Source organism: Burkholderia diffusa, from assembly GCF_902499115.1.
Lineage (GTDB): Bacteria > Pseudomonadota > Gammaproteobacteria > Burkholderiales > Burkholderiaceae > Burkholderia > Burkholderia diffusa.
Genome location: NZ_CABVPN010000010.1, coordinates 17,579 through 41,813, shown reverse-complemented (window position 1 = coordinate 41,813; position 24,235 = coordinate 17,579). Strand labels below are relative to the sequence as shown.

The 24,235-nt window shown below is 65.6% G+C and carries 28 protein-coding genes; 16 read left to right on the top strand and 12 right to left on the bottom strand.

All coding sequences use genetic code 11. The annotated features are described in order from the left end of the window. The first annotated feature begins 152 nt into the window (after positions 1-152). Positions 153-1,142, top strand: a complete 990-nt coding sequence (locus BTE28158_RS11760; RefSeq protein WP_174919877.1) for an ABC transporter substrate-binding protein — start codon at positions 153-155, stop codon at positions 1,140-1,142. A 16-nt stretch (positions 1,143-1,158) separates the two neighbouring features. Here BTE28158_RS11760 and BTE28158_RS11755 read toward each other — a convergent pair whose 3' ends face one another. Both BTE28158_RS11755 and BTE28158_RS11750 read right to left on the bottom strand, forming a co-directional pair. Continuing rightward, positions 1,159-1,533, bottom strand: coding sequence for a phage protein NinX family protein (locus tag BTE28158_RS11755; RefSeq protein WP_151048736.1), 375 nt, complete (start codon positions 1,531-1,533; stop codon positions 1,159-1,161). A gap of 469 nt (positions 1,534-2,002) precedes the next feature. Next, on the bottom strand, positions 2,003-3,664 hold the full coding sequence (locus BTE28158_RS11750; RefSeq protein WP_151048737.1) for an ABC transporter substrate-binding protein: 1,662 nt from the start codon (positions 3,662-3,664) through the stop codon (positions 2,003-2,005). A gap of 357 nt (positions 3,665-4,021) precedes the next feature. Between BTE28158_RS11750 and BTE28158_RS11745 the strand changes: the two genes are divergently transcribed. Together BTE28158_RS11745 and BTE28158_RS11740 are read left to right on the top strand one after the other, a co-directional pair. Beyond that, complete coding sequence (locus BTE28158_RS11745) at positions 4,022-4,429, top strand: DUF427 domain-containing protein (protein ID WP_151048738.1); 408 nt, start codon at positions 4,022-4,024, stop codon at positions 4,427-4,429. 211 nt (positions 4,430-4,640) lie between these two features. Continuing rightward, complete coding sequence (locus tag BTE28158_RS11740; protein WP_151048739.1) at positions 4,641-5,633, top strand: sulfonate ABC transporter substrate-binding protein; 993 nt, start codon at positions 4,641-4,643, stop codon at positions 5,631-5,633. A 12-nt stretch (positions 5,634-5,645) separates the two neighbouring features. On the opposite strand, the gene BTE28158_RS11735 is transcribed toward BTE28158_RS11740, so the two are convergent. Then, on the bottom strand, positions 5,646-6,230 hold the full coding sequence (locus tag BTE28158_RS11735) for a putative glycolipid-binding domain-containing protein (protein WP_151048740.1): 585 nt from the start codon (positions 6,228-6,230) through the stop codon (positions 5,646-5,648). 137 nt (positions 6,231-6,367) lie between these two features. Here BTE28158_RS11735 and BTE28158_RS11730 point away from each other — a divergent pair, with 137 nt between their 5' ends. Then, positions 6,368-6,664 carry a hypothetical protein gene (locus BTE28158_RS11730; RefSeq protein WP_239007255.1) on the top strand — a complete coding sequence of 99 codons (297 nt, stop codon included), beginning with the start codon at positions 6,368-6,370 and terminating at the stop codon, positions 6,662-6,664. Here BTE28158_RS11730 and BTE28158_RS11725 read toward each other — a convergent pair. The 3 genes from BTE28158_RS11725 to BTE28158_RS11715 all read right to left on the bottom strand — a co-directional run bounded on the left by BTE28158_RS11725 (position 6,646) and on the right by BTE28158_RS11715 (position 9,130). Next, positions 6,646-7,803 carry an iron-containing alcohol dehydrogenase gene (locus tag BTE28158_RS11725; RefSeq protein ID WP_151048741.1) on the bottom strand — a complete coding sequence of 386 codons (1,158 nt, stop codon included), beginning with the start codon at positions 7,801-7,803 and terminating at the stop codon, positions 6,646-6,648. The genes BTE28158_RS11730 and BTE28158_RS11725 overlap by 19 nt on opposite strands. Continuing rightward, a complete protein-coding gene (locus BTE28158_RS11720; RefSeq protein ID WP_124628409.1) occupies positions 7,800-8,135 on the bottom strand; it encodes a putative quinol monooxygenase in 336 nt (111 codons plus the stop codon). Before BTE28158_RS11720 ends, BTE28158_RS11725 begins: the two co-directional genes overlap by 4 nt. A 278-nt stretch (positions 8,136-8,413) precedes the next feature. Further along, a complete protein-coding gene (locus BTE28158_RS11715; RefSeq protein ID WP_151048742.1) occupies positions 8,414-9,130 on the bottom strand; it encodes an SDR family oxidoreductase in 717 nt (238 codons plus the stop codon). Positions 9,131-9,263: 133 nt separating this feature from the next. Here BTE28158_RS11715 and BTE28158_RS11710 point away from each other — a divergent pair, with 133 nt between their 5' ends. Then, positions 9,264-10,241, top strand: coding sequence for a LysR family transcriptional regulator (locus BTE28158_RS11710; RefSeq protein ID WP_151048757.1), 978 nt, complete (start codon positions 9,264-9,266; stop codon positions 10,239-10,241). Positions 10,242-10,272: 31 nt separating this feature from the next. On the opposite strand, the gene BTE28158_RS11705 is transcribed toward BTE28158_RS11710, so the two are convergent. Beyond that, positions 10,273-10,644 carry an SDR family oxidoreductase gene (locus tag BTE28158_RS11705; RefSeq protein ID WP_239007256.1) on the bottom strand — a complete coding sequence of 124 codons (372 nt, stop codon included), beginning with the start codon at positions 10,642-10,644 and terminating at the stop codon, positions 10,273-10,275. Between the two features lie 138 nt (positions 10,645-10,782). On the opposite strand from BTE28158_RS11705, the gene BTE28158_RS11700 reads away from it, so the two are divergent. The 3 genes from BTE28158_RS11700 (at position 10,783) to BTE28158_RS11690 (ending at position 13,081) form a co-directional block, all read left to right on the top strand. Continuing rightward, positions 10,783-12,171 (top strand): nucleobase:cation symporter-2 family protein, encoded by a 1,389-nt coding sequence (locus BTE28158_RS11700; protein ID WP_151048743.1) that lies wholly within the window; start codon positions 10,783-10,785, stop codon positions 12,169-12,171. A 98-nt stretch (positions 12,172-12,269) separates the two neighbouring features. Further along, positions 12,270-12,692, top strand: coding sequence for an NUDIX hydrolase (locus BTE28158_RS11695; RefSeq protein ID WP_151048744.1), 423 nt, complete (start codon positions 12,270-12,272; stop codon positions 12,690-12,692). Positions 12,693-12,778: 86 nt separating this feature from the next. After that, a complete protein-coding gene (locus BTE28158_RS11690; RefSeq protein WP_151048745.1) occupies positions 12,779-13,081 on the top strand; it encodes a hydrogenase maturation factor in 303 nt (100 codons plus the stop codon). A gap of 48 nt (positions 13,082-13,129) precedes the next feature. Here the strand turns inward: BTE28158_RS11690 and BTE28158_RS11685 are convergent, their stop codons facing one another. Beyond that, entirely contained in the window at positions 13,130-13,342 is a 213-nt protein-coding gene (locus BTE28158_RS11685; RefSeq protein ID WP_059598746.1) for a hypothetical protein, read from the bottom strand. A gap of 336 nt (positions 13,343-13,678) precedes the next feature. Here BTE28158_RS11685 and BTE28158_RS11680 point away from each other — a divergent pair, with 336 nt between their 5' ends. Next, positions 13,679-14,836, top strand: coding sequence for a DUF4382 domain-containing protein (locus BTE28158_RS11680; protein ID WP_151048746.1), 1,158 nt, complete (start codon positions 13,679-13,681; stop codon positions 14,834-14,836). Positions 14,837-15,094: 258 nt separating this feature from the next. Here BTE28158_RS11680 and BTE28158_RS11675 read toward each other — a convergent pair whose 3' ends face one another. Beyond that, a complete protein-coding gene (locus BTE28158_RS11675; protein ID WP_151048747.1) occupies positions 15,095-15,601 on the bottom strand; it encodes a hypothetical protein in 507 nt (168 codons plus the stop codon). A gap of 84 nt (positions 15,602-15,685) precedes the next feature. Here BTE28158_RS11675 and BTE28158_RS11670 point away from each other — a divergent pair, with 84 nt between their 5' ends. The 4 genes from BTE28158_RS11670 (at position 15,686) to BTE28158_RS11655 (ending at position 18,724) form a co-directional block, all read left to right on the top strand. Then, the gene (locus BTE28158_RS11670) at positions 15,686-16,222 is read left to right on the top strand and encodes a papain-like cysteine protease family protein (RefSeq protein WP_082728784.1); all 537 of its coding nucleotides are present in this window, start codon (positions 15,686-15,688) and stop codon (positions 16,220-16,222) included. Positions 16,223-16,886: 664 nt separating this feature from the next. Next, positions 16,887-17,111, top strand: a complete 225-nt coding sequence (locus tag BTE28158_RS11665; protein ID WP_409360410.1) for a hypothetical protein — start codon at positions 16,887-16,889, stop codon at positions 17,109-17,111. A gap of 62 nt (positions 17,112-17,173) precedes the next feature. Then, a complete protein-coding gene (locus BTE28158_RS11660) occupies positions 17,174-17,446 on the top strand; it encodes a hypothetical protein (protein WP_124628429.1) in 273 nt (90 codons plus the stop codon). A 558-nt stretch (positions 17,447-18,004) separates the two neighbouring features. After that, positions 18,005-18,724: a Crp/Fnr family transcriptional regulator gene (locus BTE28158_RS11655; protein WP_124628431.1), complete on the top strand. Its 720-nt coding sequence runs from the start codon at positions 18,005-18,007 to the stop codon at positions 18,722-18,724. Positions 18,725-18,875: 151 nt separating this feature from the next. Here the strand turns inward: BTE28158_RS11655 and BTE28158_RS32935 are convergent, their stop codons facing one another. Beyond that, positions 18,876-19,058, bottom strand: coding sequence for a hypothetical protein (locus BTE28158_RS32935; protein ID WP_082728783.1), 183 nt, complete (start codon positions 19,056-19,058; stop codon positions 18,876-18,878). A gap of 679 nt (positions 19,059-19,737) precedes the next feature. Here BTE28158_RS32935 and BTE28158_RS11650 point away from each other — a divergent pair. From BTE28158_RS11650 to BTE28158_RS11640, 3 genes are all read left to right on the top strand, one after another. After that, positions 19,738-20,517 carry a PRC-barrel domain-containing protein gene (locus BTE28158_RS11650; protein ID WP_151048758.1) on the top strand — a complete coding sequence of 260 codons (780 nt, stop codon included), beginning with the start codon at positions 19,738-19,740 and terminating at the stop codon, positions 20,515-20,517. A gap of 381 nt (positions 20,518-20,898) precedes the next feature. Beyond that, positions 20,899-22,188, top strand: coding sequence for a cation:proton antiporter (locus BTE28158_RS11645; protein ID WP_151048748.1), 1,290 nt, complete (start codon positions 20,899-20,901; stop codon positions 22,186-22,188). Between the two features lie 325 nt (positions 22,189-22,513). After that, positions 22,514-22,693 (top strand): hypothetical protein, encoded by a 180-nt coding sequence (locus tag BTE28158_RS11640; protein ID WP_082728782.1) that lies wholly within the window; start codon positions 22,514-22,516, stop codon positions 22,691-22,693. Between the two features lie 66 nt (positions 22,694-22,759). Here the strand turns inward: BTE28158_RS11640 and BTE28158_RS11635 are convergent, their stop codons facing one another. Continuing rightward, the gene (locus tag BTE28158_RS11635) at positions 22,760-23,941 is read right to left on the bottom strand and encodes a DesA family fatty acid desaturase (RefSeq protein ID WP_151048749.1); all 1,182 of its coding nucleotides are present in this window, start codon (positions 23,939-23,941) and stop codon (positions 22,760-22,762) included. 88 nt (positions 23,942-24,029) lie between these two features. Further along, a complete protein-coding gene (locus tag BTE28158_RS32455) occupies positions 24,030-24,170 on the bottom strand; it encodes a glycine zipper 2TM domain-containing protein (RefSeq protein ID WP_226117038.1) in 141 nt (46 codons plus the stop codon). Positions 24,171-24,235 lie beyond the last annotated feature (65 nt).

Here is a 24,235-nt window from a genome sequence, read left to right as displayed (position 1 = left end):
CGGCCTTGGCCTCTCCCCGCCGCCATGCACCGCACTCACGCGAATAAACGAATAAGCATTTCGCGATTCGATGTTTGCCGGCGCGAAACCGATTCCGTAACCTGCCCGGCAGCCGCGCGGCGTGCGCGCGGATCACCGAGGACCCGCCGTCGATGACTTCTTCCCCCGCCCCGGCCCGCCGCCGCGCCCTGCTGCGCGTGGCCGCCCTGGCCGCCGCACCGCTGCTCGGCGGCGCCGCACTGCCCGTGCGCGCGGCCGACCCCGACCTGTCGAACGTCACCCTGGTGCTCGGCGATCAGGCCGGCGGCCTGCGCGCGCTGGCCGACGCCTCACGCGTGCTCGACGGCGTGCCGTACCGGTTTCGCTGGGCGAATTTCCAGGGCGCGGCACCGTTGTTCGAAGCGCAGCGCGCGGGCGCGATCGATCTCGCGCCGGCCGGCGACCTGCCCGTCCTGACGGCAGCGCTCGGCGATCCGGCGTTGCGGATCGTCGCGACGCGCGTCGGCTCACCGGCGTCGCTCGGCATCGTCGTGCAGCCCGATTCGCCGGTGCGCACCGTCGCCGACCTGAAGGGGCGCACCGTCGTCGTGTCGTCGGCGCGCGGCAGCATCTCGCAATACCAGCTGTACGGCGCGCTCCGCGAACATGGCCTGGCACCGGGCGACGTCGACGTGCGCTTCGTGCTGCCGGTCGATGCGTTCGCGGCGTTCGAGGCGAAGCAGATCGGCATCTGGGCGACCTTCGATCCGTATTACGGGCACGTGGTGCGGCGCGGTGCGCGCATCGTGCGCGACGGCAGCGGGATCAATTCGGGGCTCGCGTTCCTCACGTCGCCGGTCGACACGCTCGACGATCGATCGAAGCGCGCGGCGCTCTCGGACGTGCTTGCGCGGCTGACGCGCGCCGGCCAGTGGGCCTTGTCGCACCCTGTCGATTACGCGGCCGTCTATGCGTCGCTCACGCGCCTGCCGCGCGATGCGGCCGCCGACATCGTGCGCCGGGCGGCGCTCGCGCAGCGCGGCGTCACCGGCGCGGATATCGACGTGCTGCAGCGTGTCGCCGACCGCGCAACCGCGGACGCGATCCTGCCAAAGCGCGTCGACGTCGCGTCGATCGCGGTACGCAACCTGTCGGCCGCATGACCGGCTTCACGCGCGCTCAACGCGGCTTCGACATGTCGAGATCCGGCACGTCGTCGCCGAACGTCGACGCGACCAGCGTGCGCATCGCGGCGACCAGCAGCGTCGGCCCCGACTGGTTGAACGTGCAGCGCTCGCCCGCCGCCGGCACGGCCCGATGCAGCACCGCGCGCCACGCGCCGTGCCCGCCGTCGCGCTCGAACGCGCCGAACGGCAAGCGCTCGACCAGCGGGCCGCCGTCCGCCCACGACGACGACGGCGCATACGGCACCGGCATGCCACCCGGTTTGTGAATGACCGTGCACCCCGCGGCGTCGACGCGCGGAGCGCCGAGGTCTTCCGCCATCGCCACCCAGAAATCGAGCGACGCACCGGCCAGGTCCTGAACCTGCATCGCGCCCTCCAGCGGTCTCGAAAACGTCATTCTAGGGAAACACTGAATTATCCATCTCAGTGGTCATCGCTGACGCAGCCGAGGACGCCCTAGAAGATAGTTCGCGGAACGCACCCACGACGATGAAACGGCAAATGAGCTTTGCGGAAGTAGAAAGCGCGGGCAATTTACTAATCGAATTTAAATGATTTGGCGTCGGAGTGCATTTATGGGCGGAGCGCTTCAGCGATGAAATACGCGCACGTCATTTACCGCTTTTTTCATCGTGGCGCTGCAATCCTCTCGTGCACGCCGCCGATCGGATCGGCAGGCGGAATCCGCACCCCGAGGCTCGCGCGGATCGCCATTTCCAATCGGCGACGCCGCGGTTCGACGCCCCTCGGTCTTCCCGCTGCCGCCGCACACGCCGCGGTCGCACTGAACCGACCTCCGCGCCGACAGCCGGCGCACGCGCGCCGGCTTCCCTTCCTCAATCCAGCCAGACACCGTCGAACCGGTGCCCGCCGAGCGGCGAGAACGTCACCCCGTGCACGCGCTTCGAGATCGGCAGCGACACGATCGACGTCGCGATCGGCGTGAACGGCACCTGATTCTTGAACACGACCTGGGCCTGCTCGTAAAGCGACGTGCGTTTCGCGACGTCCGCGTTCGTGCGTGCCGCACCGACGAGCCGCTCGAAATCCGCATTGCACCACTTCGCGAGGTTGCTGCCGTGCACCGCGTCGCAGCCGAGCAGCGTGCCGAGCCAGTTGTCGGGGTCGCCGTTGTCGCCCGACCAGCCGTACAGGATCGCGTCGTGCTGCCCGTCGCGTTTCGCGCGGCGGTTGTACTCGCCCCACTCGTAGCTGACGATCTTCGTGCGCACGCCGATCCTCGCCCAATCCTGCTGGATCAGTTGCGCCATCAGCTGCGCGTTCGGGTTGTACGGGCGCTGCACCGGCATCGCCCACAACGTCAGGTCGAAACCGTTCGGGAATCCTGCTTGCGCGAGCAGCGCCTTCGCCGCGGCCGGATCGCGCGGCGCGTCCTTCAGGCGCGGGTTGTACGACCATTGCGCGGGCGGCATCGGGTTCGTCGCGATCGTCGCGTCGCCGTTGAATACGGTCTTGATGATCGCCGTCTTGTCGATCGCGATGTCGAGCGCGCGCCGCACGTCGACACGATCGAGCGGCGGATGCTGCGTGTTGTACGCGACGAAGCCGACGTTGAAGCCCGTCCCCGAAAACAGCGTCAGCTTCGGATCACGCCGCACCGTCTCGAGATCGGCCGGCCGCGGGAACACCGACACCTGGCACTCGCCCGCCGTGAGCTTCTGCAACCGCACGGCCGGATCGGGCGTGATCGCGAACACGAGATGCGCGAGCTTCACGTCGTCCGGCTTCCAGTAGTCGGGGTTCGCGTCGTAACGGATCGTCGCGTCCTTCTGGTACGCGCGCAGCTGGAACGGCCCCGTCCCGACCGGGAACTGGTTGATGTCGGCCTCGCGATGGCGCGCCGTCAACTGCGACGCGTATTCGGCCGACAGAATCGACGCGAACGCCATCGCGAGATTGCGCACGAACACGACGTCGGGCGACTTCAGCACGAAGCGCACCGTATCGTCGTCGACTTTCTCGATGCGCTCGATGTTGCGGTCGAATCCGAGATCGCTGAAGTACGGGAAGCTGACCGGATAGGCCTTGCGGAACGGATCATCGGGGTCGAGCATGCGGCGGAACGTGAACACGACGTCGTCCGCCTGGAACGGCCGCGTCGGCTTGAACCACGCGGTCGTCTGGAACTTCACGCCGTGCCGCAGGTGAAACGTGTAGACGCGCTGGTCGGACGACACGTCCCAGCTCGTCGCGAGCGACGGCGCGAGCTCGAGCGTGCCGCGCTTGAACTGCACGAGCCCGTTGTAGACGGTGTACGTGCTCGCGTCGAAATCAGTGCTGGTCGTGTGCTGGCCGGGGTCGAAGCCGGCAGGGCTGCCTTCGCTGCAGAATACGAGCGTCTTGCCGGCCGGCGCCGCGAACGCTTGCGCGACCGCGCCGGCGAGCAGCAGCGACGCGGCCATGCCGCGCAGCGCTCCAACCGCAACGGATGCGGGCCGCGCACGATGCGCGGCGAACGAGACGAATGGAATCTTCATGGTGGCGATCAAAGGACTGTCATGCGAATGACGACCGCCGATCTTCGCGCGCCGCCCGCCGATCGCTTACCAATTAATTCCGCGTTGCTTATCGCGGCGGATGCATCCCGCTGCCGCTGCATGAAGATGTCCGCGCGAGCGTCGAGGACATGCCGGCGAATTCCGGCTGCCATGCGCCGCCGTTGTGCGTCATGCAGCGACGCCATTCGCGCAATGCCTTCCGGCCCCCTGCAGGTTCTCCGGAATTGGCGCATCGTATCGGCTGGTCAACGCCAGCACCGGCGCGCGGGGATTCGCCCGCGTGCACGTTGCGGCACGGCGTGCCCGTCGGCGCGCCCCCTTCCTGGAGGCCCCACGATGTCGATCAGCCCCGATACGCCCTCTGGTCCGGTGAAGTCTCCGGGCCCCGATCACCCGATCACGATCGAACCGCATCCATCGCGCGTCGTGGTCAAGGTGGCCGGCAAGATCGTCGCCGATACGCGCCACGCGCTGGCGCTGCGCGAAGCCAGCTATCCGGTCGTGCTGTACGTTCCGCGCGAGGACGCCGACATGGCGCTGCTGCAACGCACCGACCATGCGACGTACTGCCCGTACAAGGGCGATTGCGCGTATTACTCGATTCCCGTCGGCGGCGAACGCGCGACCAACGCGGTGTGGACGTACGAGCATCCGAACCCGGCCGTCGAATCGATTCGCGCGCACCTCGCGTTTTACCCTGATCGCGTCGACTCGATCGAGGAAAGCCCGCTCGGCACCGATTGAGTGCGGCGACGCCCTGCCGGCTCGTCGTTCACGTATCGTCCGGCCGCTGATTTGCATATGCGGATTCATTGGTTGGCCGCCGATTCGCGCGGCCGTATCGTCGTGCATCCGGCGCGGGCCGGCCGGCCGCGCGCAGCTCACGCATCCGGCTGCGTCATGTGCCGGTCGCGCCGCAAGTGCGCTTCCGTGAACCCGTCAGCAGGACGCCTCGATGAACGACACACCGTACGCAGATCTTGAAACGACCCCGGCAAATCCGCGACGCCGCCAGTGGCTGCACGGCGCGGCCGCCGGACTGGCCGGGCTCGCGCTCGGCCCGCTCGCGGGCACGCCTGCACTGGCGCAGGGCAGCGACAAGCGGCTGCGCATCGGTTTCCAGAAATACGGCAACTTCGTCGTGCTCAAGGCGCGCGGCACGCTCGAGAAGCGGCTCGCGAGCCAGGGCGTGACGGTCCAATGGCTCGAGTTCCCGGCCGGCCCGCAGTTGCTCGAGGGGCTGAACGCCGGCGCGATCGACGTCGGCACGGTCGGCGAGACGCCGCCGATCTTCGCGCAGGCCGCGGGCGTCGATTTCGTCTATCTCGGCAACGAACCGCCCGCGCCGCACGGCGAGGCGATCGTCGTGCTGCCCGATTCGCCGATCCGAACCGTCGCGCAGTTGCGCGGCAAGAAGGTCGCGTTCAACAAGGGTTCGAACGTCCACTATCTGCTCGTGAAGGCGCTGGAGCATGCGGGCCTCACGTATGCCGACATCCAGCCGATCTATCTGACGCCCGCCGACGCGCGCGCCGCGTTCGTGCAGCGCAGCGTCGACGCGTGGGTGATCTGGGATCCGTACCTGGCGGCCGCCGAACGGCAGCTCGGCGCACGCGTGGTCGCGAACGGCGACGGGCTCGTGCGCAACACACAGTACTACCTCGCCGCGCGCAAGTATGCCGTCGCGCAGCCGCAGGTGCTGCGCACGCTGCTCGACGAAGTCGACGCGGTCGATCACTGGGGACGCGACCACGTTCAGGAAGTCGCCGCGCAACTGTCGCCGCTCGTCGGCCTCGACGCGCCGACGCTCGAAGTCGCGCTCAAGCGCACCGGCTATGGCGTGCAGCCCGTCACCGATGCGACGCTCGCGTATCAGCAGAACATCGCCGACGCGTTCAGCGCACTGAAGCTGATTCCCGGCAAGGTGACTGTGGCCAACGCACGCTGACGCTGCGCCGCGTCAGGGCGGACACGTCGCGCCGGTCCGCCGCCACTCGTCGTAATCGGTAACGAGGCCCGCATCGTCGACCGCGATATCGGCCGCATACGTGCCGCTCTCGTAGCGGTAAACGTGCTCCGCCGTGCGCGTATAGCGCTGCTCGCCGCGCACGATCTCGAACGCGGGAAATCGCAGCCAGGCCGTGTGGATGACGGCCGACGCGCCGACCGCCAGCCCGAGACGCCGGATCGGCAGCGTATTGGTCGACGGACTGAAGCCGAGATCGATGTCGGTCGCGCCCGCAAGGGCCGGCGCGTCGACGCCGTCGATCGTCCAGCGCCCCGCGTCGCGCTCGATTGCGAATCGCCGGGCCGGCGCTGCGCCGAGCCAGACCGTCACGTGCACCGATCGCGTCAGCCAGTCGGCGCCGCACGCGATCGTATAGTCGACGCGAAACGGCGTGCCGTCGATCGCGCCCGCCACCGCGCCCGACAGGTCGATGCCCGCGCGCGTCTCGACGAGCCGGCACCATTCCGCCGCGTGCCAGGTCTGCGTGATCTGCCACGCGACGCATCGCGTGCGCGCTGCTTCGTCCCGTTGCGTCATGTCGTCTCCCGTCGATTGCATGAACCGGATTTTCGCTCACGGTATCGGTGATCTCATGCGCCCTTGGCGCGTGCCGCCGAACCAATACCGAGTATCGGTTCGTCGCGCATCCGCTCGGCACAGTCGACCGCGTGCTCGTGGCCGCCCCCGCCAGTCCCGACCGCTTCGGCCCGATCGCAACGAAGGCCGATCTGGTGAAGCACCCGTTCGTCCACGTCAAGGGCATCCTCGCGAACGAGCAGTTGCCGCTGCAGAGCGAAGACAACAAGCTCGAATACGCGCGGACCCGGACGGTGAGGACGACGAGCCATTGGCGCCCGATGTTCGACACGATCCGGGCCTTCGGCAGCATCGGCGTCGTGCAGGCACCGGCTCGCGTCAATGCGCTCGCGCGCGGCAAGTCACGCGCGCCGCATCACCACGCCTGCCGATAGATCGCCAGCGCATCGGCTTCCGTGACTTCGCGCGGATTGTTCACGAGCAGGCGCGTCTGCAGCATCGCGTCCGACGCCATCCTCGGCAGGTCGCCCTCGCCGATGCCGACCTCGCGCAGCGTGCGCGGAATGCCCGTCGCGACGATCAGGCGATCGATCTCGTCGATCAGCGCCTGCGTCCTCGCTTCGTCGCTACCGCTCGCCGACGGCGCGACGATCGCCGCGAGCTCCGCATACAGCGGCGCGGCAGCCGGTGCGTTGAAGCGCAGCACATGCGGCAGCACGAGCGCGTTCGACAGCCCGTGCGGCACGTGGAAAATGCCGCCGACCGGATAGGCCAGCGCATGCACGGCCGCGACCGGCGCGTTCGCGAATGCCTGGCCGGCGAACATCGCGCCGACCAGCATCGCTTCGCGCGCGTGCCGATCGCGGCCGTCGTCACAGGCCTTCAGCAGGTTGCGCGACAGCAGCGTCAATCCCTGCACGGCCAGCATGTCGGACACCGGATTCTTGAGCCTCGACGACGTATAGGCCTCGATCGCATGCACCATCGCGTCGATGCCCGTCGCGGCCGTTGCCGCGCGCGGCAGCCCGAGTGTCAACTCGGCGTCGAGGATCGCGACGTCCGCGAACAAGTGCGGCGACACGACGCCCATCTTGCGCGCCTCGCCGACCGTGACGATCGACACGGCCGTCACTTCGGAGCCGGTGCCGGCCGTCGTCGGCATCTGCACGAGCGGCAGCCGCGACGTTGCAACCTTGTCGACGCCGTACATGTCGGTCAGCGCCTGCTGCCCCGGCGCGAGCACCGCGATCAGCTTCGCGACATCCATCGACGAACCACCGCCGAGGCCGAGCACGATTTCCGCATCGGCCGCCACCGCCCGCGCGGTCGCCTCGAGCACGACGTGCTCGGGCGGATCGGCGATCACGTCGTCGATCACGGTCACCTGCCAGCCGTGCGCGGCGAGGCTCTCCAGCGCCGGCGCAAGCACGCCGCTGCGATGCAGGAACGCGTCCGTGACGACGCATAGCCGCGCGAGAGCCGGAAAGCGTTCGCGCAACAGCGGGCCGAGCCGGCGCGCGGCGCCGAATTCGACGATCTGCGTCGGAACGGTACGGAATTGAAACGGGTTCATCGGGCGTCTCCCGGTGGCGTCGCCGTGCCGGTGTCCGGCTGCACCATGTAGCGCGTCACGTCGCGGCGATCGAGCAGCGGAATGATCGCGCCGACACCGATCCGCTGGAAATGCGGCGTTTCCCGATGGACGTCGAGGCCGTCGGCATCGCTGTAGCGCTCGAGGATCACGATGTGGTCGGGATCGACCGGCGACCGGAAGTACGCATAGTCGAGGTTTTTCGGCTCGGTGCGCGTGGCCGGCGCGAGTTCGGCCAGCAGTTCGATCACGCGGTCGCCGTTGCCGGGTTTCGCGAAGAAATGCGCGATGACCTGCAGGTAAGGTTCGTTCATGCTGCGCTCCGTATTCGCCAGCGCCCGTCATGACGGGTCGTCATTCCACAATGCGCGGTTGCTCGTCGAAGGTGGCGGTCGGCGGCCCGACACGATGCCGACGCCCAGACGTCGCATTGTATTGAATCGGCGCCGTGCGCGCAGCGCATCGTCACGCACGCGGCGGCAGCGCTCCGCGCGACCGGTTCGCGGTGGGTTCGCGGCAGGTTCGTCGCATGCCGGCGCGATGCCCTGGCCGGCCGGCTTTGCCCGCGTCACGCGCCCCGCTGCTCCGGCCGCTACCACGGCACGGTGCGCCCCTGGTAATCGAGGTATTCGAGCCCCGCGCGCCGTTGCTTCTCGATCAACACGTTCACGAGGCTCGGCACGCTTTCGTCGATCGTCAATCGCGCATCGGGCCCGCCGAGTTCCGTGCGGACCCAGCCCGGCGCCATCAGCACCATCGCGCGCGGCGTGCCGGCCTGGCGCGCCGCGAAACTGCGCATGAACTGGTTCAGCGCGGCCTTGCTGCCGCGGTAGACCTCGCGCATTCCGCTCACGTTGTTCGCGACACTTCCCTGCCCCGACGACATCGCGCCGATCAGGCCGTCCGCGGTCACGAGATCCTGCAGCGCCTCGATCACGCGCATCGGCGCCAGCGCATTCGTGATCATCACGCGCACGAATTCGTCGGTCGTGACTTCGCCGATCGTTTCGTTCGGATCGTTGGTCGTGCCGGCGTTCACGAACAGCATGTCGAAGCGCCGGCCCGACAAGCGCGCGCGCAGCGCGGTCAGCTGTTCCGGCTCGCAGATGTCGAGCGTCTCGACCTCGAGCCGTCCGTCGAAGCGTTCGGCGAGCGCGTGCAGCTGCGTGCGCCCCGATGCCGCGCGCACGGTTCCGGTGACGTGCCAGCCCTTGTTCAGGAACTGTTCCGCCATCGCAAGCCCGAGGCCACGCGAGGCCGCGACGAGCAGGATCGATGGTGTCCTGGGGTTCGATAAAGTCGATTGCATGGATTTCACCTTTGCTGGCGTTCGTCATCCAGCCACTATAGGCGTGCACCTTCACATGCACCAGACGCATCGAACTCAATCAATAGTTGCATTAAACGCCCTGTCACGGCGTGCGATGCCGTATGCTGTCCCGATGGAAGACATCGACCTGAACCTCGTCACCGCGCTCGACGTGCTGCTGACCGAAGGGAGCGTGACCGGCGCCGCGCGCCGGCTCGGACTGAGCACCTCCGCGATGAGCCGCACGCTCACGCGGCTGCGCACCGCCACGGGCGACCCACTGCTCGTGCGCGCCGGACGCCGGCTCGTGCCGACGCCGCACGCATCGGCGTTGCGCGATCGCGTGCATGCCATCGCGAGCGATGCCCGTGCCGTGCTTCGTCCGGCCACGGCCGATCTCGACATGGCCACGCTGTCGTCCACGTTCACCATCCGTGCGGCGGCGTCGTTCATGGACATGCTCGCCGGCCCGGTGGTCGCCGCGATCGGCGAAATCGCACCCGGTGTGCGCGTGCGTTTCGTCGCCAGGCTCGACCGCGATCCGGGGCCGCTGCGCGACGGCACGGTCGACCTGGAAATCGGCAAGCGCGGCGACGACGCGCCCGAACTGCACACGCGCGAGCTCTTTCACGACGGACACGTCGCGGTGGCACGCGCCGGGCATCCGCTGTTCGCGGCGGCCCGGATCACGCCTGCGCGCTACGCGGCCTGCCGTCACGTGATCGCATCGCAGCTCGGCGACTTCGGCGGGCCGGCGAACGGTCCGGCAGACACGCTCGCGCCCGCCCAAGTCGTTCAGGTCGTGGTGCCCGGCTATCCCGATGCGATGCGCGTCGCGGCCGGCACCGACCTGATTGCGCTCGTGCCGCGCTCGAGCCTCGGCAACGCATTCACGCCGGGGCTCGTGGACGCGCTGGGGCTGCGCACCTTCGCGATACCGGTCCGGCTGCCCGAGATCCTGATCTCCGCGCTCTGGCATCCGCGAATGCAGCGCGACCCCGTGCATCGCCGTCTGCGCGATGCCGTCATCGACGTGTGCAAACGCGCGTATCCGGCGGCCCGCGCACCACGCGCACGGGTGCGCGGCACGAAAACGGGCGCCGCCGACTGAAGCATCACGATCCGCACGCAACGCCCGCGCCTCACACCAGCCGGCCGCCCCCGTCGATGTGCAGGATCTCGGCGTTCATGAAGCGGTTGCCCAGCAGGAACGCGACCGCTTCCCCGACTTCATCGGCGCGACCGACGCGGCCGCCCGGCAACGACGACGCGGCCCCGCCGAGGATCGCGTCGCGCGCTTGCGGGCCGAATGCGTCGTACAGCGGCGTGTCGACGAAACCGGGCGCGACGACGTTCACGCGAATCGGCCTGAGCTCGAGCGCAAGCGACTGTGCCAGCGCCTCGACGCCGCGCACGGCGGCCGCGATGACCGACGTGCCCTGCCCGGACGGACGGTCCGCCAGTTGCCCGCCAGCTGTCCGCCGGAGCGCCCGCCGGGCCGCACGCGCTGACAAACCGGGGCGGCGCCGCGCACTCGGCGACACGGATCCGGCACCGCTTTCCCGAATCCCGACCATTGCATCGCGCCAGGCGGCGCCGGCCGGCCCTTCGGCTAAAATGCCGCACTTTCCATCCTGTCCGGCCCGCTCGCCATGCAACCCGCCTCCCCCGCCCGATCTGCCTCCCACGGCACCGACGACGCCGATTCGTCGCGCGACCTCGTCTATGGCCCCAACGACCGGCCCGCGCCGATGGTCGCCTTCGTCGCCGCGCTCCAGCACCTGCTGGCGATCATCGTGCCGATCGTCACGCCCGGCCTGCTGATCTGCCAGGCGCTCGGCGTATCGAGCCGCGATACGACCCTTATCGTGTCGATGTCGCTGGTGATTTCCGGTATCGCGACCTTCGTGCAGTGCAAGCGCTTTGGTCCGCTCGGCGCCGGCCTCCTGATCGTGCAGGGCACCAGCTTCAACTTCGTCGGCCCGCTGATCGCCGGCGGCAGCGTGATGGTCAAGCAGGGCACGCCGGTCGAGACCGTGATGGCCGCGATCTTCGGCGTCGTGATCGCGGGTTCGTTCGTCGAGATGGGCGTGTCGCGCATCCTGCCGTTCGTGAAGCGCCTGATCACGCCGCTCGTCACCGGCATCGTCGTGTTGCTGATCGGCCTCACGCTGATCAAGGTCGGCCTGATCAGCATGGGCGGCGGCTACGGCGCGATGGCCAACGGCACGTTCGCGAGCGCCCAGAACCTGACGCTGTCGTGCCTCGTGCTCGGCACGATCATCCTGCTGAACCGCGTGCCGATCGTGTGGGTGCGCAGCACCGCGCTCGTGATCGCGCTCGTGATCGGCTATGCCGCGGCCGCGGTGCTGGGCCGCCTCGACTTTACCGGCGTGCATCAGGCCGCGCTGTTCCAGGTCCCGACGCCGCTGCACTTCGGCATCGGTTTCTCGTGGTCGCTGTTCGTGCCGATGCTGATCATCTACCTCGTCACGTCGCTCGAGGCGATCGGCGACGTCACCGCCACCAGCAAGATCTCGAAGGAGCCGGTCGAGGGACCGGTGTGGATGCAACGGATCAAGGGCGGCGTGCTCGTGAACGGCGCGAACTCGCTGCTGGCCGGCGTGTTCAACACGTTCCCGAGCTCCGTGTTCGCGCAGAACAACGGCGTGATCCAGATTACCGGCGTCGCGAGCCGCTACGTCGGCATCTGGATCGCGGGCATGCTCGTGGTGCTCGGCCTGTTCCCGGTCGTCGCGGGCGCGCTGCAGGCCGTGCCCGAGCCCGTGCTCGGCGGTGCGGCGATGGTGATGTTCGGCGCGGTGGCCGCATCGGGCATCAACATCCTGTCCGGCATCCAGCTCGATCGCCGTGCGCTGCTGGTCATCGCGGTGTCGCTCGCGCTCGGCCTCGGCGTGTCGCAAGTGCCGGATATCCTGAACAGCCTGCCGCATGCACTGAAGAACGTGCTGGAATCGGGCGTCGCGACGGGCGGCATCTGCGCGCTCGTGATGAACTGGTTCTTGCCGGAACAGAAGTAACGCTACGGATTCCATCGCAACGCGGCCCGACCGACGGGCCGCGGCGCGCTCGGCGGCTCCCGCTTGGACGGGCGGCCGACTCTCGCTAGAATCGGATCATGCCTCAAGCTCCCGTCTCCACGAAAACACCGGAAGCCAGTGCGGTTCCCGTCAAGGAACGCGCAACCGTCGTCTGCTACCGCGAAGAACAGGTCTTGCTCGTTGCGCGCGTATCGTCGCGCTGGGCGTTGCCCGGCGGCACGATCAAGCGCAGCGAAACGCCGCTCGAGGCTGCACATCGGGAACTGCTGGAAGAAACCGGCATCGTCGGCCAGAATCTCGTCTATTCGATGCAGTTCACCGGGCTCGCGAAGGTGCACCATGTGTTCTTCGCGGAAGTCGGCCCGGAGCATACGGCCCAGGCCAGCAACGAGATCGAGACGTGCAAGTGGTTTCGTATCGACAACGTCGATGCGCTGCGCGCGAGCATCCCGACGAAGCGCATCGTCGAGCTCGTCTACCGGCACGAAATCCTCAAGTAGGTAGACACCCCATCCCCACCGGCTCGCGCGAGCCGATATCATGCGCCCACGGTCCGTCGTCGCGTTCCCTTCCGAGCGAGCTGCAGATGAACAGTGCGTACACCTACCGCGGATACACCATCGATGTCCGCTGCGAATTCCGGCTAGACGAACCGCGCGACCACGCGCCGCCACCCGCCACGCTTCGGTTCGGGTTCGTGGCGGTCGTGCAGGTTCGCGCGGCCGGCTGCGCGCCGCGCCTGCTGGCGCCGGTCCGGCTCGGCGACGATGGCGGCCGCCTGTTCGACGACACCCTCAACGCGTTGCGCGCGGGCCGGGCGGCCGGCGAAATCATCGTCGACGACCTGCTGGTCGATTCCGGCTCCACCGACGGGCGCGCGCATTCCTGAGCCGGCGGTCGGCCTGGAGCGTTCGGCGCGGAGATGGTGCCCCGACGCTCAGTTCAGGCGTTTTCGTCGTAGTTCGTGCGTGGAATAGACGACGAGGAAGATCCCCAGCATCGCGACGCCGGATGCCATGAAGTCGTTTACGGTTCCCATGCTGTTCAGCGATTTCGGGAAAATGCCGAGACTCAGTCCCGCGGCAGCGAGGATTACGCCTGCCGCCACACCCCACACCGGTCCGGTGGTCTTTTCGATTGTGTTTTTCATACAGCACCCGTCTACAGTCGTTACCTGAACGGTGGCGGCGCATGGCGCACGCGACTACCGTTCGTGCTTCGACTATAGCGGCGAAATAATCGGGGCGGATTCAGTGCTTTCACCGATCAAGTTTTCGCCAATCGCGAAACGGGCCGTGTTCCCGGACGTGATTCATTCGCCGCGAACCGCATTACCGGCCCTTGCATCGCGAATACCGATCGAGAAGCGTCAGTCCTTACGCTCCGACGCAGAATTTACGGTTCGTTTCAAAACTGTCCATACTGTGGGCAATTCCCGACGCTATGCTTCGTTGCACCCACAATAACTTCGGAGGGGGACAAGACAATGAACAAGACGTTCTGGAAGGCCGCACTATGTGCGGCAGCGGTGCCGTTGGCGCTCGCAGGATGCGGCGGCGGCGATGGCGGCAGCCCGCAAACCGGCACGCTGCATGTCGCGATGACCGATGCGCCTTCATGCGGCTTCGATCATGTCTTCATAACCGTCTCGCAGGTCCGCGTCAATGCGAATGGGAATGCCTCCGACAACGACGCCGGCTGGTCGACGATCACGCTGGCGACACCACAGAAGATCGACCTGCTGTCGCTGACCAACGGCGTGCTCGCCGATATCGGTCAGACCGCGCTGCCGGCGGGCCAGTATCAACAGGTCCGCCTGGTTCTCGCGCAGAACCAGGGCAATACCCTCGCGAACTCGGTCGTTCCGACCGGCGGCACGGAACAGGCGCTCGCGACGCCGAGCGCAACGCAAAGCGGCTACAAGATCATCCAGCCTTTCACGGTTCAGCCGAACACGCTCGTCGACCTCGTGCTCGACTTCAACGCGTGCAAGTCGATCGTCCAGCGCGGCAACGGCACGTACGCACTGAAGCCGGTCGTCACCGCGATCCCGACCGTCGTGAGCGGTGCGATCTCCGGTTACGTCGCATCGGCCGAAGCAGGCGCGACCGTGTATGCGGAACAAGGCGGCAAGGTGGTCCGCGGCACGGTTGCCGACGGTACCGGGAAGTTCGTGCTGTCGCCGCTGATCCAGAGCTCGACGCAAGGCAACTACGACGTCGTGATCGTGCAGAACAACTTCGCGTCAGGCATCGTGCGCTCGGTTCCTGTCGTCGTGAACACGACCACGGCGGTGTCGGCGTCGAACGCGCCGATCACGCTGCCGGCATCGACGATGAGCACGGTCAGCGGCACGGTGACGGCAAGCGCCGATGCGTTCGTGCGTGCATTGCAGACCGTCGATGCAAACGCGTACGAGATCACGTCGATCAACGCGAACATGGATACGGGCGCCTATGCGCTCAATGTACCCACGGCCGCGCCGATCGTCGGCACTTACTCGGGCTCGCTGCCGGTCGCGCTGGCTGCGTCGCCGGGTGCCGCGGCACAATATACGATCGAGGCGGACGCAGCGTCGGGCGCAACGCAATCGACGAACGTCAACGCAACGACCAGCCAGTCGAACGTCAATTTCAGCTTCTGACGCGTCGGCAGCATCATCGAAAGGGCCTCACGGCCCTTTCCTCAATAAACGGGAGAACGAAGTGAAGAAAGGGGTTATCGCATTGCTTGCAGCGGCGAGCGTGGTCGGCGCGCTCAGCGGGTGCGTCGCATACGTGCCGGGCCCACCGGTGGTTATTGCGCCGCAAGGCGGACCGGGGAACGGGTTCTGCCCGCCCGGACAGGCAAAGAAAGGCAATTGCTGATTGCACGAGGCCCGCGTATCGCGGGCCTTCTATTTTCAACGCTGCCGCAACGGGTACGCAGCGAGCCCGGTCAACGCCGCGCCTGCCACGATCGCCATCTCGGCGGCCGTGATCAACCGGCCGCTGACGGTCGCAATCCGGGCGATGTGGAGATCCATCGCGTCGATCTCGCGCCTGAGCCCGGGAAGGACCGTTCCGCCTACGGCCGGCTGCGATGAGACGATTTCCAAAGTGCTTGTCGTCTGGAGCAAGGACCATGCGCTTTGCTCGCTACGAGTCAGCGCGAATATCGACCGGATCGGCCAGACCGCCTGGACGCGCTCTTCGCCACGAACAACAACCCACCGTCGTGGCCCTTGCGTGTCGAGGAAGTCGCGCCGAATCGTCACGACAGCGCTGATGGGAGTATGGTCGCGAACGCGCGCCTGATCCTCTGGCTCAAAATCCTGGGCGTGCTCATCGTAGCGGAACTGGTCCTTGCCACGACGCTGCAATGGGACAGCGCACGACGCCCTATTCTGCAGCGATTGAATAATTCGCATCGCGGTGCGAGTTGAGTCCCGCCGTTGCTTCGCGTTGCAATACTTCCTATTCTTCAGCACATAGCATCGCTCGGGAGATCAGGAATGAAGCGCCCGAACTATCGGTTACTTACTGTGCCTCTCGTCGGGCAACGAAGAAATTCCGACGGTGAGTGGCTGACGCTCGACAAGGGCGACGGCAAAGGCCCGCAACCACATGGAGACATGGCTTGCTGGTACGCAGCCGCGTGCATGGTTTCATATTACTTTCGTCCAGGGCCACGGCTTGGCTTACCGGATGTATGGCGCAAGGATCAGGGGATGGCCCAAGCGTCCATCTCGAAGCTTATCCGTGTCGAGGGCCTCATGGCCCTCGATCCCCCGAAGCCATTCAAAACAGAAGTCACAACGGAGTGGTTGGAAGACGCTCTATGGAGATACGGTCCAATTTGGGCCGGCGGCGCCTTCCACATGGGGCAGCAGCATGCCATCGTCGTGACTGGAGTCAAGGATACAGTTGTCTTTTACAACGACCCTTGGGAGCCGGCCGCAAAGACCATGGATATCAAAATGTTCCGCAGCGCACTGGGCCCCCACGACAATTGCTTATTGGTGAAGGGCTCACTCAAGACGCACTATTAAGTACTCCATTCCGCGCAGTCGGGCAATGACGATTCCGTCCACGATACCGATAAATTCAGTCGGCTGTTGTCGGCTTTGGGTCGCGTGCATTGGAGCATCGTCGCGCGCCTTCTATGAATAATCACCAACGCGCGATCTCTCAAGACGAGTTCTGTCGAGGTACCGTCGTCGCTACCGTCAAACTCGATCCAGCGCAATCCGGGCGGAGCCAGCAAACGCCGTTGACCTGAACGCCGGCTGTCTCCTCGTGCCAGTCAGCATGCAACAGGTCCTGCTAACGTTCTGGGAGGAACACAGTGGCCTGCTTCAGGCTACCTCCAGGGCAAATAGAAGCCGGTGCACCTCTGCCGCGCGTGGCTGCGGACAGTTCGCTCCTATACCGCTGCATCGCATCGGCCATTGTCTACCCCTGCATGAATGTCCGCATCAGCCGGAGCTGGCGTGCCGACCTGCCTGGGTGATTCACCAAGCATGGCAAGTGCCGTTTCAAAACATTGGCGGCCTCCCCACAGACGGCAATCGCGAATGGCGTACAGGTAGTGACTACACATGGCGTCGAAGCCCGCATTTGCCGATATGCATACCGCGCGTCCCCGATGGGTCAATTCAGCGTGGACATCAACAGCGTCGGTCGATTTAGGTGGCGCCGGACTGGATACCGAGTATGCTGGAAGCTCATCAGGAGCACTTCATGACTCCCCACGATGTGATCACTGTTTTCGAACAACTGAACGCCGAAGGAAGAGCGATGATCGACATGGACCACGCCTGCGCAGGCTTTGCTGGTTGGCTGGCAGGGGCATGGAACACATTGAGCGAGGAAGACATCGCCCTGCTGACGTCTATCGGTGCGACTCTGTATCGAGAAGGGTACGCGCGGCGATACTAGGCGAGCTCAAGGGCCAGACTTGAAAGGTCGCCCGGCAAGGATAAAGGGCGTATAAGGATCATATGGCCACCCCTCCCATCACTGCCGAATCGATTCTAGCGCTATTCCAGCTAGTTGCAGGGCATGAAGAGTGCCGAACGTCCGGCGAGCCGGGAACGATGACGGCGCTACTTGCTCTCGCCGAGCAACTGGCCACCAATCACCAGACGATGTCTGAGGCGAGCTGGGATGCGGCCGTTCGTGTCGGCGGTTTGCTGCTGCGAGCGGAGATGATGAACAACGATGCTGACATGGTAGCGCTCGAGCTTCTAAGTCGGCTGCGGCGCCGGAAATGAAGCGCCCGGCTTGCGGGCACTCCGTCAATCGGATGTCGCTCGCAGTCGCCTCATCATTCGGGAAGTCACCACGCGTCTTGATGATCTTGCGCAGTTGCGTGATCAGACTTTCAATCGCATTCGTAACCGGCATGATATCGCCAGTGCCTCGCGTTCCCTCCGCCTTCGCGCGCTTCGATTGGATCCACCGCTTCGACGTACCCCCACCTGAACGCTGAACACCGACGCACCCGAGTCATCGACGCGCATCTTCCGCGGTCGACGCTGCGCACGCGTGCGCGACCAGGATTTTCCGTCAACCGCGCAGTGAAATATCGGTGCCGTATCGAGAGCGCGCAACCTTGATGAGGCATGTGCCGACACTATAATTCTTGAAGGTAGATTCGCATTCGAACGATCATTCCGAACTCATCGAAAAAAAAGGACGCATTGCCCCCACCATCCTGTCCGGTCGTCGGATCGGTAAAGTATGATGGTTGCCCCGTCCCGCCAATTCCCGCTGCGCCCATATCGGCCGGATTCTCCATCGTCAGCCGCGCGCGAGCGCAGGAGCCACGCATGCTGGACAACCCGCCCATTACCGAAAATCACCTGCTTGCCGCGCTGCCAGAAGATGAACGAGATCACCTCGCCCCTCACCTGACCCTTGTCGACATGCCGTTGGGAAACGTGCTGTACGAGTCGGGTGGCCAGCTTCATCACGTCTATTTTCCGACCACGTCGATCGTTTCGTTGCTGTATGTGATGGAGGACGGCTCTTCCGCTGAAATCGCGATCGTCGGCCATGAGGGCATGATCGGCGTGGCGCTGTTCATGGGCGGCGAAACGACGCCGAGCCGCGCCGTGGTACAAAGCGCGGGGCAAGCCTACCGGCTCGACGCGCGCATCCTGAAAGAAGAATTCCGGCGCGGCAATTCGATGCAACGCCTGTTGTTGCGCTATACCCAGGCGCTCATCACGCAGATGGCCCAGACCGCGGTGTGCAACCGGCATCACTCGATCGATCAGCAACTGTGCCGCTGGCTGCTGCTCAGCCTCGACCGCCTGCCTTCGAACGAGCTGCGCATGACGCAGGAGCTGATCGCCAACATGCTGGGCGTGCGCAGGTCGGGAGTAACGGAAGCGGCATTGAAGCTGCAAGACGCAGGCCTCATCCGCTACAACTACGGCCATATCGAAGTGCTGGACCGCCCCGGACTCGAAAAGCGCGTGTGCGAATGCTATGGGGTGGTCAAACGCGAATTCGATCGCCTGCTTCCCGATCTGAAGCGACTCTAGCCGCTATCGCACCGCAGATTTCCGTGACGCTCCCGAAGGCGCGAAACAGGAGGATCGACACCTTCGCGCTCTCGACGAAACGGATTACCTACCTTCAGGCTTCCCAGTATTCCGGTCACGCAACGCGCCGATCAGCGCCGCGCAACCTGCGCTAACGGTGCTTGATGTGGTGCGACTTCCGGTGATGCTTTCGATGGGCCGGGCGGGAAATCATCCGGGTGACACCGCCGATCGACGGCGGATCACTCGCGGGGAACGTCCCCTCGACCGCCTCGTCGACATTGCGTTCGCTCTTGCCGCCGTTCGTATGCTGCTCTCGATACCTGCTGCGCATATCCACCTCCGTGGAGCTGAGTGCCGGATGAGGCTGGCCCGGATTCGACGGGCTGCGTGCTGGCGACACGCCAGCGTGGAATGCCGCCGGTCACAACGCCAGCATAGGCCCGATCTGAATATTCCGCCGGGCACGCGCGTGTTTCGCCGCAACACACCGGACACCGCGGGACGAACACGCTCGCGGCTTCGCATCGCCGTCGCATCGACCGGGACCTCGACTCAGCCGGACCGCACTGACAGCCACGCAGCCGGTCCGCGCACGCTCCGGAGCCGCTCCGGATCCGCTCCTCACGCGCACCGACAAACCGTCGGCATCGGACAGACTGAGCCCGCGCGTAGAGCTATGCCACCTGACCGAATTCGCCGCTGCCCCAATGAGGCCCGGTAGCTCATCAACGTGTCAACCCTAACTTATTCGCCATCCTCATGATAGCGTCAGGTTGGATGTCGCGACATGCCTGCAGGAGGGCCGACCTAGTGCCTCCGTTCGCGCTTTGTACGGTTTCGTACCGCATCGGCCATTCGTCGCGTGTAGCGTTTCAAATATGCCGGCCATCCGAGGGGACGCGCTCGGCAAGAAACGCTCCGCATCAGCGGACGAACGGCTGGATGCCACCGCACGGCAGGCATGTCGGCCGAATCAGCAAAGCGCCGGGCATTGCTCTGGCGAGGACATCATGTTGCGAAGCATCCGAAAGCTGCACGGAGACACGGTTCGAGCGAAGGACGGCGATATCGGGCACATCCACCAAGCCTACTTCGACGATGACAACTGGTGCATCCGTTACCTCGTCGTCGAGACGGGCGACTGGCTGCACGACAGGCAGGTGCTGATCTCGCCGTATTCCGTCACGCATGCCGAGTTCCGCACCCTATATGTCAACCTGACGCAACAGCAAGTGAGAGACAGCCCGAATCTGGACACGCACAAGCCGGTATCCCGCCAGCACGAAATCGAGATCCTGCGTTACTACAACTACCCGACTTACTGGGGCGGGCCGAACCTTTGGGGAATGGGCGCATACCCGGCTTTCGATCCCGCCGGGCCGTCGCAGGACCCTGAAGCGGGCGATCCGCTTTTCTCGGGCACCGCGCCATCCAGCGCACCGGCGGATACGCATTTGCATAGCACCGGCGAGGTCGACAGATATCGGCTCGAAGCCACGGACGGACATATCGGCCACGTGTCGGACTTCATTTACGACGACGAAGCGTGGGTGATCCGCTACCTGGCGATCGACACGTCGAGCTGGTGGTCGACCGGCAAGGAAGTGCTGATCGCGACCCACTGGCTCGACCACGTGGACTGGTCAACGAAAACGGTATCGACCACGCTCACGCGCGATGCAATCCGCCGGAGCCCTCTATACGACGATTCGCAGCTCGTTCATCGAAGCTACGAAATCGAGTTGCATGAGTTCTACGGCAAGCATGGTTACTGGAACGCAGACCGATAACGCAGACCCGCGCGAGGGGAAGCCAACGCAACCCGACCCCGTGCAGGATATAGCGTAACCGGACGCCAGGGAGCACCCGTATGACCTCAACCCGTTTCCCGTCAACCGAAGATTCGCTACGCGATGCGCTCTGCATGAATACGCTGCGCTTCCTGTCGATCGATACCGTGCAGAAAGCGGCGAGCGGCCATCCGGAGCGCGGCCTCACGCGCCGGTTGTCGAAAGGACGATCGGTCCACTCGCCAGCCTCGCAGTCAGCGAGGACGGCGCGACGCCGTGTTCCAGAATCGATTCCAGCGGTAATCGCTAGAAGGCCCATGGCGAAGGCTCACCGAGCGTGACGCGCGGCGAGCGCGACGCTATCCACGCAGGACATTCAAAGTGACCGAAACGATTGGATGCCTCATCTTCGGGGCCCTGCTGATTTTCATGGGACTCATCGGATCGTCGCTCAAGCGCCTGCCGCTGAGCGCGGCCATGGTGTATCTCGGGATCGGCTTTCTGATCGGACCGGCCGGCACCGGCTTCCTGTCGCTGACATTGCCGGACGACGTCACGCATTTGCGCATCGCTGCCGAAATCGGCTTGCTGATCTCGCTGTTCGCGATCGGCCTGAGGCTGCGCGTTCCGCCCGCCGATCGCCGCTGGATGCTGCCGCTGCGGCTTGGCGTCGTCGCGATGATCTTCACCGTCACGGCGATCGCCGCGCTCGGCGTGCTGGCGCTGCATTTGAGTCTCGGCGTCGCGGTACTGCTGGGCGCGATGATCGCGCCGACGGATCCCGTGCTCGCTCATGACGTCGGCGTGCGCGACGCGGGTGACGTCGAACTGGTGCGTTTTTCCTTATCCGGCGAAGGCGGAATCAACGACGGCACCGCCTACCCTTGCGCGGTGATCGGCCTGCTTGTGTGCGGGTCTGGCACGATGTCGGAGCTTCACTGGAGCATGGTCGGCGGCATTGCATGGGGTGTCACCTCCGGCGTGGGCGCCGGCTGGCTGCTGGGCTTCGCCACCGCCCGGCTCGTCGCATTCCTGCGCAGCCGGCACGGCCAGGCCCTCGGCCTCGAAGGGTTCTTCGCGCTGGGCCTGATCATGCTGTCATATGGCGTGGCGCTCGCCATTCATGGCTACGGGTTCCTGGCCGTGTTCGCCGCGGGCGTCGCGATGCGGCGCGTCGAGCATCGCACGAGCGGCCGGAAGACGTCGAAAGAGACGGTCGGCGTCGTGGACAGCGAGGATGTCGAAGCCACCTCCACCGACCCCGACAAAGCTCATGCCTTCGTCGCTGAATCGGTCATGGGATTCACGATCGAGCTGGAACACATCGCCGAAGCCGTGCTGATCCTGCTGATCGGCGCGCTCGTCTCCCGCTATTGGACCGATATGCTCACCTGGACGGGCGCGGCCGTGGTTGCGTCGCTGCTGTTCGTCATCCGGCCGGCCGCCACCTGGCTTGCGCTGATCGGTTCCCGGGCGTCGCGCCACCAGCGCCGGCTGATTGGCTGGTTCGGCATCCGTGGCGTGGGTTCCCTGTATTACCTGATGCTGTCCCTCGAGCAAGGGCCGCGCGCGGAAGTGTTGCCGCTGGTTCCGCTGGTACTGGCCCTGATCGCCGTGTCGATCGTGCTGCACGGCATTTCAGCGACACCGCTCATGCGCCGCTATGCGTGAGATCCGGGCGGACGCCGTGGGGCGCTGCATGCCGGCGTCGAGCGGTCCAGTGCGATGCCCCCCGGCGCCGGTTCGTCACGTGCATCGACTCTTTCGATCTCAAGGTGGACGAGCGCGGGCGTGGAGTCTGTCCGGCAAAGTACCGGGCGCACGCGGGTCACGGCGGACATCGCCGAAAAGCATCTGCATGAAGATTTGAAGCGACGCTAACCGCCACTGCACGGCATCGTACCGACTCCCCCCTTTTTCTCGCCCATTCTGTGTCTGCACGCATTCGCGGCAGTGGTCGATATCGATACACGGCACGCTCCAGTCAGGAGGATCTATGAAACAACATTCAGGCACACCACTTGATCAACGCGATCAGGCGACCCGGCAGAAGCAGCGGGAAGATCTCGCCCGCGCCGACATCGAGCGGTCCGAAAGGCGCATCCGTCAGGATGCCGGCATCAATTCGAATGCGAGCAAGTGGCGCTATTTGCGCCCCGACAATCGGGCGAAATGAGCGGCACGTGCACGCGCCATGGCACGCCGGTGTCCTGTATCGCAGGTCGCGGGCGGCTCGGGATAATCACGCATACCGGCGCAGGCGCGTCGAGAAATCGGCGATCGCCTTGATGCCGCTCAGCTCCGCGCAACGGCACCAATCCTGCAACTGAACCAGCAATTGCTCGTGCGACGCGTGTGACCACGTCCATAGCTCGAGCAACGCCTCGTACATATCGACGTACACGCGCATTCGCCGGTTGGCATTGGGGCTCGTCAGCGCCCGCAGATCGGGCTTGCCCCGATGGCCCCAGGCCTGGCGCAGCCAGCGTTTCATGGCGAGCGCGAACGCGCGCTTGTCGTCGCGGCTCATGTCCTTGATGCGGCGAAGCTCCCGCCGGCAGGCGGGTTCGAGCATGCGCGCATAGGCGGCCATCACCGCATGCCGGTTGCGGATGACCGCTTGCAGCGTTGCGTCGTCGACCGTTGCCTTGTTCGGGAGCAGGCGCGGCTTCGTCGCGACGCGCCGAACGGTCGCCAGTCTCAACGCCGCCAGCAGGCGGATGTACAGCCAGCCGATGTCGAACTCGAACCATCGGTTCGACAGCCTGGCGGACGTCACGTATGCGTGGTGATTGTTATGCAGTTCTTCCCCGCCGATCAGGATGCCCAACGGGAAGAGGTTGGTGCTCGCATCGGGCGTCGCAAAATTCCGGTAGCCGCTGAAGTGGCCGCAACCGTTGATCACGCCGCCGGCCCAGAACGGAATCCACATCATCTGGATCGCCCATGCCGCCACGCCGGGGAGCCCGAACAGCCCGACGTCGATCACGGCGAGCAGCCCGACGCCGAGATTCGGATAGCGGGCATAGACATGGCGTTCGAGCCAGTCGTCCGGCGTGCCCGATCCATACCGGCGCAGCGTTTCCTCGTTCCGCACCTCCTCCCGGTACAGTTCCGCGCCGCGAAGCAGCACGGTCGCGAGGCCACGGGTTCGCGGGCTATGCGGATCCTCCGGGGTCTCGCTCCTCGCGTGATGCTTGCGATGCACCGCGACCCACTGCATGGTCAGCATGCCGGTCGTCAACCACAGCCAGAACCGGAAGAAGTGGCTGACGCACGGGCGCAGATCCAGCGCCCGATGCGCCTGACAGCGGTGCAGGTACACGGTCACGCTGATGATGGTGACGTGCGTGAGCGCGAACACGACCCACGCAAGCTGCCACCAGGACAGCCTCAGCCCGCCGTTCAGGAGAAATGCCGACATATCGGTCGCACTCCGGGTCGCGCACGTATCCGCGCGCGCTTCGCCGTGACGGCGAGTGCGCGTGCCGATTCCCTACCGTTCGGCCGGCCTATTTCCCGACCTGGTTGCCGACAACGCCGCCGACGGCCGCGCCGCCCACCGTGCCCAACGCACTGCCGCCCGTCAGGACCGCGCCGGCGACGCCACCGACACCCGCCCCGATCACGGTATCCGTTCCGCGGCGAGACATACCGCCGCAACCCGCCAGCACGACAATCGTCAACGTGACTATCGCCATCTCGACTGCCACGGAAT